General features: G+C 71.9%; 8 protein-coding genes and 1 riboswitch. Of the genes, 3 read left to right on the forward strand and 5 right to left on the reverse strand.

Features of this window, described 5'->3' with window-relative positions:
• Positions 1 to 14: 14 nt before the first annotated feature.
• Positions 15 to 93, reverse strand: a riboswitch (S-adenosyl-L-homocysteine riboswitch).
• Between the two features lie 205 nt (positions 94 to 298).
• Positions 299 to 1,153: a TIGR03619 family F420-dependent LLM class oxidoreductase gene (locus AB0J40_RS45705; RefSeq protein WP_364466638.1), complete on the forward strand. Its 855-nt coding sequence runs from the start codon at positions 299 to 301 to the stop codon at positions 1,151 to 1,153.
• 8 nt (positions 1,154 to 1,161) lie between these two features.
• Here AB0J40_RS45705 and AB0J40_RS45710 read toward each other — a convergent pair whose 3' ends face one another.
• Together AB0J40_RS45710 and AB0J40_RS45715 are read right to left on the reverse strand one after the other, a co-directional pair.
• On the reverse strand, positions 1,162 to 2,346 hold the full coding sequence (locus AB0J40_RS45710) for a GNAT family N-acetyltransferase (protein ID WP_364466640.1): 1,185 nt from the start codon (positions 2,344 to 2,346) through the stop codon (positions 1,162 to 1,164).
• A 90-nt stretch (positions 2,347 to 2,436) separates the two neighbouring features.
• On the reverse strand, positions 2,437 to 3,822 hold the full coding sequence (locus AB0J40_RS45715) for a sugar porter family MFS transporter (protein WP_364466642.1): 1,386 nt from the start codon (positions 3,820 to 3,822) through the stop codon (positions 2,437 to 2,439).
• A gap of 346 nt (positions 3,823 to 4,168) precedes the next feature.
• On the opposite strand from AB0J40_RS45715, the gene AB0J40_RS45720 reads away from it, so the two are divergent.
• Positions 4,169 to 6,865 carry a cellulose binding domain-containing protein gene (locus AB0J40_RS45720; protein ID WP_364466644.1) on the forward strand — a complete coding sequence of 899 codons (2,697 nt, stop codon included), beginning with the start codon at positions 4,169 to 4,171 and terminating at the stop codon, positions 6,863 to 6,865.
• Between the two features lie 58 nt (positions 6,866 to 6,923).
• On the opposite strand, the gene AB0J40_RS45725 is transcribed toward AB0J40_RS45720, so the two are convergent.
• Positions 6,924 to 8,417, reverse strand: a complete 1,494-nt coding sequence (locus AB0J40_RS45725) for a cellulase family glycosylhydrolase (RefSeq protein ID WP_364466646.1) — start codon at positions 8,415 to 8,417, stop codon at positions 6,924 to 6,926.
• Between the two features lie 423 nt (positions 8,418 to 8,840).
• Between AB0J40_RS45725 and AB0J40_RS45730 the strand changes: the two genes are divergently transcribed.
• Positions 8,841 to 9,977 carry a cellulose-binding domain-containing protein gene (locus AB0J40_RS45730; protein ID WP_364466648.1) on the forward strand — a complete coding sequence of 379 codons (1,137 nt, stop codon included), beginning with the start codon at positions 8,841 to 8,843 and terminating at the stop codon, positions 9,975 to 9,977.
• Here AB0J40_RS45730 and mgrA read toward each other — a convergent pair.
• Positions 9,974 to 10,969 (reverse strand): L-glyceraldehyde 3-phosphate reductase, encoded by a 996-nt coding sequence (gene mgrA, locus AB0J40_RS45735; RefSeq protein ID WP_364466650.1) that lies wholly within the window; start codon positions 10,967 to 10,969, stop codon positions 9,974 to 9,976. The two genes, AB0J40_RS45730 and mgrA, sit on opposite strands and share 4 nt — an antisense overlap.
• 31 nt (positions 10,970 to 11,000) lie before the next feature.
• Positions 11,001 to 12,194, reverse strand: a complete 1,194-nt coding sequence (locus AB0J40_RS45740) for an AGE family epimerase/isomerase (RefSeq protein WP_364466652.1) — start codon at positions 12,192 to 12,194, stop codon at positions 11,001 to 11,003.
• Between the last annotated feature and the right edge of the window lie 122 nt (positions 12,195 to 12,316).

A 12,316-nucleotide genomic window follows, 5' to 3' on the forward strand; every position in this document is an offset into this window, starting at 1 on the left:
CGGCGCCCTCCCTCGTCCGGGAGGCGCCCTTGGTCCGGTGGATCGGGCCGAGCGTGGCGGACCCCGTGGTCCGTTGCAGCGCCTCTCGGCCCGCGGACGAGGATAGTGGAACCGGCACCCGGCTGGCCATCCCGCCCCGGCCCGGCGTCCACGATCTGGGACACCGGCCGTGACCGTCCACAAAGGAACACTGCGTCCACCTGCACCTCCGGCCCCCATCCTCCCCGCGCCGGCGGCGGCGCTCACCTCATCGGCTGCCCACCTTGAAAACTGAAACACGTTCTAATACGCTCCTCGCGTGGACTACGGAATCGTGCTGTTCACCAGCGACCGGGGCATCACCCCGGCGGCCGCGGCGCGCGCCGCGGAGGCCGCCGGGTTCGCCACCTTCTACGTCCCCGAGCACACGCACATCCCGGTGAAGCGCGAGTCGCCGCACCCGCGCACCGGTGACGCGTCCCTGCCCGACGACCGCTACAGCCGCACCCTCGACCCCTGGGTCGCGCTGGCGACGGCGGCCGCGGTGACGTCGCGGATCCGGCTGTCCACCGCGGTGGCCCTGCCGGTGGAGAGCGATCCGATCACGCTGGCGAAGACGATCGCGAGCCTCGACCACCTCTCCGGCGGGCGCGTCACGCTCGGGACGGGCTTCGGCTGGAACGTCGACGAGCTGACCGACCACGGCGTGCCGGGCAACCGGCGCCGCACGGCCCTGCGCGAGTACCTCGAAGCGATGAGTGCACTGTGGACGGAAGAAGAGGCCTCCTACGCCGGGGAGTTCGTCTCCTTCGGGCCGAGCTGGGCGTGGCCGAAGCCGGTCCAGGCGCACATCCCGGTGCTGCTGGGCGCGGGTCCGACGGAGAAGACGTTCCGCTGGATCGCCCGCCACGCGGACGGCTGGATCACCACCCCGGCCGACTCCGACCTGGACGGGCACGTGGCGCTGCTGAGGGAGATCTGGTCCGCCGAAGGACGGACGGGCGCGCCGCGGATCTGCGCGCTCGGGGAACGCCCGGACCCGGACCGGCTGGCGCACCTGGATTCCCTCGGCGTCACCGAGACGGTCTTCGGCCTGCCGGACCGGTCGCCGGACGAGGTCGATGCGTGGATCGGACGGCTGGCGGGGAAGCTCGGGCTCGCCGTCACCCTCTGAGGACCGCTTCAGAACCAGTGCAGGCAGTGCGGGGCGCGCTCGGTGCGGAAGAGCGCGTCGGCGCGCGCGGCCGCGTCCGGGTGGTGGGCCCGGACGTGCCCGGCCCGCACCAGCGTGCTCGGCGCGACCCCGCCGAGGTACACCGATCCCAGGTCGCTGACGTCCAGGGACAGGTCGGGTGTCCGGTCCGTCGGGACGCACTCGGCCTTGCCGTCGCGGACCGTCAGCAGATAACGCCCGTCCTCGCCGAGGAATGGGTCCTCGACGTCCAGCACGAGATCGCCGTCGGCCGACCAGCCGCGTGCCGTCAACGCGCGCGGGACGTCCAGCAACCGCACCCACAGCCAGTCCGTCTCGTCGCTCACCTCGGCCGCGCGGAAGTCCGCGAGCTGCCAGCGCAACGGGTGGTCCGGCGGACACTGCTTGAACACGACGCGGGTGGCCAGGTCGTGGTCGAGCAGGAACCGGGCCAGCGCCGTCGCCACGGCGTCGTCGGCGGCGATCGTCTCGTCGACCGTCAACGTCCCGTCGAGCAGGTAGGTCGCGTACCCGTCCGGGACACCGCCCGGATCGCGGTGCAGGGCGACGTACCGCGGGGCCGCGGAGATCGGCGGCTGCCCCGCACCTCGGGCCCACCAGTGCGGCGGCCGGGACAGCGCGCCCGGCCGAGCCCGGCGGTAGCGGTCGTAGACCTCCTCCAAGAGGTCGCCGCACTCGGCGCGCCGCAGCACCTCGATCGTGCCCGCCGCCGGGACGGCGGTGCTCCGCGGGGCGGCTCGATGCCGCGGCACCGTCAGCCGGTGCGTGGTGGTCGCCGGCCCGTAGCCGAACCGGCGGTAGATCACGGCCTCGCTGGCCAGCAGCACGGACAGGAACTCCCCGCGTGCCCGCGCGTCGGCGAGCTGGTGGCGCATCATCGCGGTGAGCACGCCCCGGCGACGGTGCGACGGCAGGACGCCGACGGCGGTCACGCCCCCGGCCGGGACGACGACCTCCCCGGGCAGGGTCAGCTCGAAGGAGTACGCGGCCGCGGTGCCGACGGGCCGGCCGTCCGGCGGCACGGCGAACAGGGCGCGGTCCATTTCCAGCGCCGACCAGACCCGGTCGCCTTCGGCCGGGAAGCGCCCGAACGCGGCGAAGAGCGTGTCGACGAAGGCGGCGCGGTCCTGCTCGGCCGCGGAACGGATCTCCATCGGGGCACCGTCTCGCGCGGACGCGGTGCCGGGCAAGCGAATTACGGCGGGGCACGGGCGAACCCGTGCCCCGCCGCGCCGACCCCCGGGTCAGCTCTTCGCCGCGACCCCCTGCCGCGCGCGGAGGTCGAGCTCGATCTGCTCGAGCGTGCGCCCCTTGGTCTCCGGCACGAGCCACTTGGTGAGCACGAACAGCACCACGTTGATGCCGGCGAACAGGAACATCGAGCCGCCGATGCCGAGCGACTTCGGGTCGGAGATGATCGGGAACACCGCGCTCACGATGCCCGTGGCGGCCCAGAGGACGACGCTGCTGACGCCCATGCCCGCCGCGCGGAACTTCAGCGGGAACACCTCGGACATCATCACCCAGACCACCGCGCCCCAGCCGAGCTCGTAGCCCACCAGGTACAGCACCATCATCACCAGCATCAGGATGCCGCGGGTGCCGGTGTCGTGGACGTTGAGCACGACGAGTCCGGCCGCCACCAGCGTGATCACCATGATGACGTTGCCGATGAGCAGCAGCGGCTTGCGGCCCCAGCGGTCCACCACGAACACGACCCACGCGGTGAACAGGAACTTCGTCACGCCCAGCAGGACACCGGACAGCAGCGCGGCCTGCGTCGCGAAGCCGAGGCCGATCAGCATCGTCGGGAAGTAGGCGTTGATCGCGTTGACGCCGCTGAACTGCTGGCCGATCGCGAGCAGCAGGGCCACCACGAGCATCGGGCGCACGAAGCCGGAGAACAGGTCGCGCAGCCGCGGCTTGTCCTCGGTGTCGAGCCGGATGACCTCGTTGATGGTCGCGATCTCCTCGTCGAGGTTCACGGTGTTGCCGTGCGCGCTCGCGAGCACCCGCCGGGCTTCCTCCTCGCGGCCGTTCTTCACCAGCCAGCGCGGGGTTTCCGGCAGGAACACCAGCCCGACGAGCAGGATGGCGGCGGGCACGATGGCACCGGCGAACATCCACCGCCAGGCCGACACCGGGCCGAGCCAGTAGCTGACCAGGAACGCGATCAGGATGCCGAGCACGATGAAGATCTGGTTCAGGGCACCCATCGCACCACGCAGCCGCGCCGGTGCCAGCTCGGACAGGTACGTCGGCACCGTCGAGGACGACAGGCCGATGCCGAGGCCGATGATCAGCCGCGAGATCACCAGCAGCGCGAACGTCGGCGAGAACGTCGCGGCGAGCGTGCCGGCGATGACGATCGCCGCGGCGACCATGATCGTGCGGCGGCGGCCGAGGGCTTCGTTGGTGCGGCTGGAGAACAGCGCACCGACGATGGCACCGACCGACAGGCTGGCGGTGATCACGCCCTTGTCCCAGCTGGTCAGCGCCCAGAGTTTCCCGATGAACGGGAGCACCCCGGAAATCACGCCGAGGTCGTAGCCGAAGAGGATGCCGCCGAGCGCGCCGAAGAAGTACAGGGTGGTTCGGCTGATGTGCCGCGCCGGGGCTGTCTGCGTCATTGCCGGGTCGCCTCTTTCGTAGGTCCAGTCCAGCCAGCGGCCACCACACTCACACGCCGGAAAAAGCCGGGCAAGACAGTCGTTGATAACGATTCAGAAACCTGATCGTCGTTCACATATGTGATACCGGTTGGCGCACAACGTTGCTCCGTCCGCCGCACCCTCCTTTCCGGCCCCGAATCGGTACACAATGGACACGCCCGGCCGGTTCCACCGGTTCACGAAATCCATTGTGGACGGATCGCCGGGGCGAAATCGTCGAAGGGTTTGACCTGGTCGCGGCCCTGGTTTACGGTTTTTCGCAAAGCGCTCCCAGCCTCCTACCGGTCCACCCATGGAGGCAAACGTGCGAAGCACGCGTTCCCGATCACCGAGACAATTGCTCGCGTACACGCTGGCCGCCCTGATGCCGGTCGCCGTCGCGGTCACCGTCGGCGCACCGGCTTCCCCGGCCGCGCCCGCGGCGTACACGTGGCGCAACGCGGAGATCGGCGGCGGCGGGTTCGTCCCCGGCATCGTCTTCAACCAGGCCGAACCCGGCCTCGCCTACGCCCGCACCGACATCGGCGGCGCGTACCGCTGGAACCCCGCCACCGGGCGCTGGATCCCGCTGCTGGACTCGGTCGGCTGGACCGACTGGGGCCACAACGGCGTGGTCAGCCTGGCCACCGACCCCGTCGACCCGAACCGGGTCTACGCGGCGGCCGGGATGTACACCAACAGCTGGGACCCGAACACCGGCGCCGTCCTGCGCTCGGCCGACCGCGGCGCCACCTGGCAGGCCTCGGCGCTGCCGTTCAAGCTCGGCGGCAACATGCCGGGCCGCGGCATGGGCGAGCGGCTCGCGATCGACCCGAACCGCGACAGCGTCCTCTACCTCGGCGCGCCCAGCGGCAACGGGCTCTGGCGCAGCACGGACTCCGGCGTCACGTGGGCGAAGGTGACGGCGTTCCCGAACCCCGGCAACTACGCGCCCGATCCCAGCGACACGACGGGTTACCAGAGCGACAACGAGGGCGTCACCTGGGTGACGTTCGACCCGTCGACCGGCACCCGCGGCAGCACCACGCAAACCATCTACGTCGGCGTCGCGGACAAGGCGAACACCGTCTACCGCAGCACCGACGGCGGCACGACGTGGGCGCGGCTGGCCGGCCAGCCCACCGGGTTCCTGGCGCACAAGGGCGTCCTCGACCCGGTCGGCGGCTACCTCTACCTCGCGACCAGCGACACCGGCGGCCCCTACGACGGCGCGAAGGGCGACGTCTGGAAGTACGCCACGAAGACCGGCGCGTGGACGCGGATCAGCCCGATCCCGTCCGACAGCACCGACGACTACTTCGGCTACAGCGGCCTGACGATCGACCGGCAGCACCCGAACACGCTGATGGTCGCCACGCAGGTGTCGTGGTGGCCCGACGTCATCTTCTTCCGCAGCACCGACGGCGGCGCGTCGTGGACGCGGATCTGGGACTTCACGAGCTACCCCGACCGATCGCTGAGGTACACGCAGGACATCTCTTCGGTGCCGTGGCTGACTTTCGGCACCCAGCCCGCTCCCCCGGTGCCGTCTCCGAAGCTCGGCTGGATGACCGAGTCGGTCGAGATCGACCCGTTCGACTCGAACCACCTGCTCTACGGCACCGGCGCGACCATCTACGGCACGTCCGACCTGACCAAGTGGGACAGCGGGGGGAAGATCACGCTCAAGCCGGTCGTCGGCGGCCTCGAGGAGACCGCGGTGCTGGACCTGATCAGCCCGCCGTCGGGCGCGCCGCTGCTCTCCGGGCTCGGCGACATCGGCGGGTTCCGGCACGACAGCCTGGACGCGGTCCCGTCGACGATGTTCACCTCGCCGGTGTTCACGACGACCACCAGCCTCGACTACGCCGAGCTGACCCCGGCGACGATCGTGCGCGTCGGCACCCTCGACCGCGGCGCCCGGCCGAACGACAACCGCGTCGCCTTCTCCACCGACGGTGGCAGGAACTGGTTCCAGGGTGCCGAACCGGGCGGCGGCGCGAGCGGCGGGACGGTGGCCGCGGCCGCTGACGGCAGCCGCTTCGTGTGGAGCCCGGACGGCGCGGGGGTCAGCTATTCCGTGGGCTTCGGCTCGTCGTGGACGGCGTCCGCGGGCATCCCCGCCGGCGCGGTGGTCGAGGCCGACCGCGTGGACCCGAAGCGGTTCTACGGGTTCGCTTCCGGCCGGTTCTACGTCAGCACCGACGGCGGCGCGACGTTCACCGCCACCGCGGCGACCGGGCTGCCCAGCGGCTCGGTGCACTTCAAGGCGGTACCGGGCGCGGCCGGGGACGTCTGGCTGGCCGGCGGATCCGGGTCGACGTACGGTCTGTGGCACTCCACGGACTCCGGAGCGTCCTTCACGAAACTGACCGGCGTCACCGAAGCCGACAACATCGGGTTCGGCAAAGCCGCTTCCGGCCGGACGTATCCGGCGTTATACACCATCGCGAAGATCGGCGGGGTGCGCGGGATCTTCCGGTCGGACGACGCCGGGGCGTCGTGGACGCGGATCAACGACGACCAGCACCAGTACGGCAACATCGGGGCGGCGCTGAGCGGGGATCCACGGGTGTACGGCCGGGTGTACGTGGGCACGAACGGGCGAGGCGTGATCGTGGGCGACTCCGGCGGTGACCAGCCGCCGCCCACGACCACCACCACGTCTGCTCCTCCGACGACCACGACCACTCCGGTGCCGTCGTCGTGCACGGCGGCCTACACCGTCACGAACCAGTGGCAGGGCGGTTTCCAGGCCGGGGTGAAGATCGGGAACACCGGGACGGCGCCGGTGTCCGGCTGGACGGTCACGTGGTCCTTCGCCGACGGCCAGCGCGTGACCCAGGCCTGGAACGCGCAGGTGACGCAGACCGGCGCGGCGGTGTCCGCGGTGGACGCGGGGTGGAACAGGACGATCCCGGCGGGCGGCAGCGCCGAGTTCGGTTTCACCGGCACCTCCGGCGCCACCAACGGGAAGCCCGCCGCGATCAGCCTCAACGGCAAGGTCTGCGCGACCACCTGACGGCGGAACGGGAACGGGGCGGCGGAGGAACCGCCGCCCCGTCCTCACCGCCGGTCCGTCAGCCCGCGGCGAGGAAGTGCGCGCGGATGCCCGCGCCGAACGCCGTCGGGGTGCCGTCGTAGGACGTGATCAGCGCCGGCCCCGTGCTGCAGTTCCAGGTGTTCCACGTCCAGCCGAGGTAGGACGCCTGGTGCCGGTCGAGCCAGTCCATCAGGCCGGTGACGTACCCGCTCGCGCAGTCGTTCTCGCCGATCTCCCCGGCCACCAGCGGGACGGCCGCCGCGACCGGCGCGAGCCGGCTGTCCCAGCAGGACGACGAGCTGCACGTGTTGAAGTTGTACGAGTGCCAGGACGCGACCAGGTTGCCCACCGGGTCGCTCGGCTGGTACTGCAGCCAGCCGGTGAGGTCGTTGGAGTAGGCGAGACCACCGAGCATGACGACGTTCGTCGCGCCGGTCGCGCGCACCGCGTTCACCAGGGTCTGCATGCCGGCCACCGGGTAGCCGATGCCGGGGCACGCCGAACCGCCGTCACGCCAGCACGTCCACGCCTGTGCCGAGCCGGACACCGCGCGGTCGAGGTAGGGCTCGTTGAACAGGTCGAGGATCGTCGCGTTGTCGCCCTTGAACGTGTTCGCGACCGACGTCCACACGTCGACCGAGTGCTCGGTGCCGGTCATCGGCTTCTGGCAGGTGGCGTTCACGTCGCCGCACGCCGAGGAGTTGCCCGTGTAGACCCCGTGGGTCCAGTGCAGGTCGAGGATCGCCACGAGTCCGTTCTGGTGCAGCAGGTCCACATAGGACTTGATGGCCGCGCGGTAGGTGGCACCGGCGTACCGCGGGTCCACGTCGGACAGCCCCAGCCAGCAGTCCTCGTTGAAGGGCACCCGCACGGCGTTGGCGTGCCAGCTCTTGATCGCGGCCACCGAGGCCGCGTCCATCGGGCCGTCGAAGAGTCCGTTGCCCTGCACGCACGCGAACTCGCCGCCGGAACGGTTGACCCCGCGCAGCGTCACCGGCGTGCCCGCGGCGTCGGCCAGCCGGTTGCCGGAGACGTGCAGCTGCGGCGCGCCGCCGGGCGGCGGTGTCGGCGTCGTGGTGGTCGTCGGCAGCGTGGGCGTGGTCGTCGGCGGCTGGGTGCCGCCGCAGGGTTCGCCGTTGACGCTGAACGACGCCGGCGCCGCGTTGGCCCCGCTGTAGCCGAAGTTCGCCCCGGCGCTGACCGACGCGTTCGGGGCGATGGTGCCGTTCCAGGTCGCCGGGGTGACCGTGACGGTCTGGCCGGACTGCGCCCAGGTGGCGTTCCAGCCTTGCTGCAGCTGCTGGTTCCCGGCGTAGGTGTAGCTGATCCGCCACCCGGACAGCGGCGCCGTGCCGAGGTTCTTCAGCGTGAGGTTCGCGGTGAAACCGCTTCCCCAGTCGTTCACCGTGTAGCCGACTTCGCAGGCCGTCGCCGCCGCTGCGGGCGAAGGCGTGCCGAGCGTGAACGCGGTCGTCGCGCCGACGACGGCGAGCGCACCGAGGGCGCCGAGCAGTGCTGGTCCGGAACGCATCGATCACTCCCTTGGGACAGGACAATCCGTGAGAGCGCTCCCAGCAGCGGTGGACAGTACCCGGGCCGTCCCACCGCTGTAAACCCCGCGGCGATCTTCGGCCCGGATTCCCGGATTCCACTCGAACGGCGGCATCGGGCAGTACCGGCGGGTGGCACAGCGCGACGACGAAGAGCCGTTGCCGCCCAACGGCTTCGGCCGTTCAGGAGCGTTCAGTTCCCGGCCGGCACCCCGAAGATCGCGGAAACGGACCACCGGATCGGCCCGCGTCCGGGTCGCGCTTTACAACGAAGACACACCGGGGTTACCTTTCCGGCGGCTGGAAGCGCTCCCATGCCAGGTCGCCTCGACAGAACGCGGCCACCACCCAGGGGCGCCGTGGTGCGAGCCACGGCGCCCCTTTCCGCGTCCCGGGAGGCCCCGATGCACAGGTTCGCCGCCGCCCTCGCCGGATTCTGCCTCGCCGCGGCCGGCACCACGGCGGTCGTCGCCGCCGGCCCGGCCACCGCCGCACCGGCCTGCTCGGTCGGCTACCGCGTCAACCAGTGGCAGACCGGGTTCACCGCCGAGATCACCGTGACCAACGGCGCCACCGCGCTCTCGTCCTGGACGCTCACCTGGCACTACGCCGGGAGCCAGTCCGTCACGTCCGCCTGGAACGCCACCGTCCGCCAGTCCGGCACCGCCGTGACCGCGGAGAGCCTGCCCTACAACGCTTCGCTGCCCGCCGGCGGCACCGTCTCGTTCGGCCTCCAGGGGACGTCCAGCGGCCCGGATCCCACGGACTTCGCCCTCAACGGCGTCGCCTGCGGCGACAACGCTCCCCCGGCCACGACGACCCCCTCCACGCCGACCACCACGACGTCCACGCCGCCGCCCGCCGGGTGCGCGGACGCGGCGATCTGCGACGACTTCGAGCAGCAGACCGGCAGCGCGCCGGGCGGCCGCTGGACCGTCGGCGCGGCGAACTGCCAGGGCACCGGCACGGTCGGCGTCGACACCGCGGTCGCGCACTCCGGCGCCCGCTCGGTGAAGGTCACCGGCGGGGGCGGCTACTGCAACCACGCCTTCTTCGGCACGAGCGTGCCCGGTTCCGGTGTGCTGTACGGCCGCTTCTGGGTCCGCCACACCACCGCGCTGCCCGCCGGGCACGTCACCTTCATGGCCCTGCGCGACAGCGCGGACGGCGGCCGCGACCTGCGGGCCGGCGGCCAGAACCGGGCGCTGCAGTGGAACCGGGAGTCCGACGACGCGACGCTGCCCGCGCAGAGCCCGGCCGGCGTCGCCCAGAGCGTTCCGCTGCCGACCGGCACCTGGTCCTGCTTCGAGTTCGCGATCGACGGCGCCGCCGGGCAGCTGCGGACGTGGCTCGGCTCCGCCGAGGTGCCCGGGCTCGTCGTCGACGGCGTCCCGACCCCGGACGTCGACCAGCAGTGGCTCGCCCGGGCCTGGCACCCGGCGGTCACCGACTTCCGGCTGGGCTGGGAGAGCTACGGCGGGGACGCCGACACGCTGTGGTTCGACGACGTGGCCCTGGGCTCCGCCCGGATCGGCTGCTAGCCGGCGACGAGCCGGTCGATCTCGGCCAGCTCGTCGTCGGTGAACTCGAGGTTCTTCGTGGCGGCGACGGTGTTCTCGAGCTGGGCGACGCTGCTGGCCCCGATCAGCGCGGAGGTGACGCGGCCGCGGCGCAGCACCCACGCGATGGCCAATTGGGCCAGCGTTTGGCCGCGCCGCTTCGCGACGTCGTTCAGCGCTCGGATCGTGGAGAGAGTGTCCTCGGTGAGCCGGTCGGTCGTGAGGAACGGGCTGGCGCCGGCGGCCCGCGAGTCGGCGGGGACGCCGTCGAGGTAGCGGTCGGTCAGCAGGCCCTGGCTCAGCGGCGAGTACGCGATCGAGCCGACGCCGTGCTCGTCCAGGGTGTCCAGCAGGCCGTCCTCGACCCAGCGGTTCAGGATCGAGTACGACGGCTGGTGGATCAGCAGCGGTGTGCCGAGTTCCTCGAGCGCGGCCAGCGCGGCCGTCGTCTGTTCCGGCGAGTAGTTCGAGATGCCCGCGTAAAGCGCCTTCCCCGAGCGGACCGCGGTGTCGAGGGCGCCCATCGTCTCCTCGATCGGCGTTTCGGGGTCCGGGCGGTGGGAGTAGAAGATGTCGAAGTGGTCCAGTCCGGTGCGGGCGAGGCTCCGGTCCAGGCTGGCCAGGAGGTTCTTGCGCGAGCCCCACTCGCCGTACGGGCCGTCCCACATCAGGTAGCCGGCCTTCGACGACACCAGGATCTCGTCGCGGTACGGGCGGAAGTCGGCGGCGTAGTGCCTGCCGAAGTTCGCCTCGGCCGCGCCGGGCGGCGGGCCGTAGTTGTTGGCCAGGTCGAAGTGCGTCACGCCGAGGTCGAACGCCCGGCGCAGCACCGCGCGCTGGACGTCGAGGGGCTTGTCGTCCCCGAAGTTGTGCCACAGGCCGAGCGACACGGCGGGCAGCTTCAGCCCGCTGCGCCCGGCGCGCCGGTACGGCATGTCCGCGTACCGGGCTTCGGCGGCGGCGTAAGGCGACATGGTTCTCCTCGTCGGCAGGGGTCCGCGCAGTCTAGCGACGGGTGATCAGCGCGCCGGCGAACGACGCGGCGGGCGGCAACGCGGGCAGGAGCGTCGCCTGGTAGGCGTGGTAGACGTCCGGTTTGCCGGCCCAGACGGCCGCCGCGGGGCGGTTCTCCGGGTCCAGCTCGTGGTGCCACGAACCGAGCTCGCGGTCGACGAAACACGCCTCGGCGTGGTCGCACCACTCCCGGAACCGGTCGAGATAGGCCGGCTCGCCGGTCTCCTGGTGCAGTGTCCACGCGGCGGCGATCGCCTCCGCCACGACCCAGTGCAGGCGGGTGCGCACGACCGGCGTCCCGGCGAAGTCGGTGGTGTAGACGAATCCCGGGTGCCCGTCGACGGCCCAGCCGTGCCGGACCGCGGTCGCGAACAACGCCTCCGCGTCCGGCACCAGCCACTCCGGCGCGCCCGTCCCCAGCGCGCGCTTGAGGTGCACGGCCAGCCGGGCCCACTCGAAGAGGTGACCGATCGTGGCACCGAAGGGCCGGAACGGGTGGGCGGGCTCGGCGCGGTTGTGGTCCAGGCGCACGTGCCAGCCGGCGTCGTAGTGCTCCGGGAGCAGCCAGCCGTGGGCGCGGGCCTCGCCGTGCACCAGGTGTTCCACAATGGACAGTGCGCGGCCGGCCCACCCGCCGTCGCCGGTGACGTCGGCGGCGGCCAGGAACGCCTCGACGGTGTGCATGTTGGCGTTGGCGCCGCGGTAGTCCTCCAGGTGCGTCCAGCCGCGGTCCCAGACGTCGGCGACGCGGCCGGGACCCGGTTCCCAGAACCGGCGCTCCACGACGTCGAGGGCGTCGGCCAGCAGTGCTCCCGCACCCTCGGCGCCGGCGGCCACGGCACTCGAGGCGGCGAGGACGACGAAGGCATGCTCGTAGGCGCGCTTCTCTGACAACGTTGTCGACGCATACCAGCCGCCGTGGTCCGGGTCGCGCAGGAGCCCGGTCAGCGCTTCGACGCCGTGGGCGACCTGCGCCTCGGTGCCGGCCCCCTGGAGCTGCGCGAGCGCGAAGACGTGCGTCATGCGGCAGGTGATCCAGGTTTCGGCGGGCCGGTCGAGCACGGGGCCACCGGCGTCGTCGAGCCAGGCGAAACCGCCGCCGGGACGAGCCGCGCGGGCGGCGAACCCGAGCAGCCGGGCGGGCTCGGCGCGCACCCACGCGGGAACCGATGAGGGAATGTCCACTCTCTGCCTTTCTCGGTGATCCGGCGGCCTTGCGCCAACGTAGGCCACGGCGCCGGCCCCGGTCACCGCGGGATGTTCCGGAAGTGACCACCGCCGCGTATCCTGATCGTGAGAGCGCTCCC

It is taken from the genome of Amycolatopsis sp. NPDC049691 (genome assembly GCF_040675005.1).
GTDB lineage: Bacteria > Actinomycetota > Actinomycetes > Mycobacteriales > Pseudonocardiaceae > Amycolatopsis.

Coding starts and splice junctions, on each gene's coding strand:
- AB0J40_RS45710 (WP_364466640.1), bottom strand. CDS start 2,346: ATGGAGATCCGTTCCGCGGCCGAGCAGGACCGCGCCGCCTTCGTCGAC.
- AB0J40_RS45715 (WP_364466642.1), bottom strand. CDS start 3,822: ATGACGCAGACAGCCCCGGCGCGGCACATCAGCCGAACCACCCTGTAC.
- mgrA (WP_364466650.1), bottom strand. CDS start 10,969: ATGTCGCCTTACGCCGCCGCCGAAGCCCGGTACGCGGACATGCCGTAC.
- AB0J40_RS45730 (WP_364466648.1), top strand. CDS start 8,841: ATGCACAGGTTCGCCGCCGCCCTCGCCGGATTCTGCCTCGCCGCGGCC.
- AB0J40_RS45725 (WP_364466646.1), bottom strand. CDS start 8,417: ATGCGTTCCGGACCAGCACTGCTCGGCGCCCTCGGTGCGCTCGCCGTC.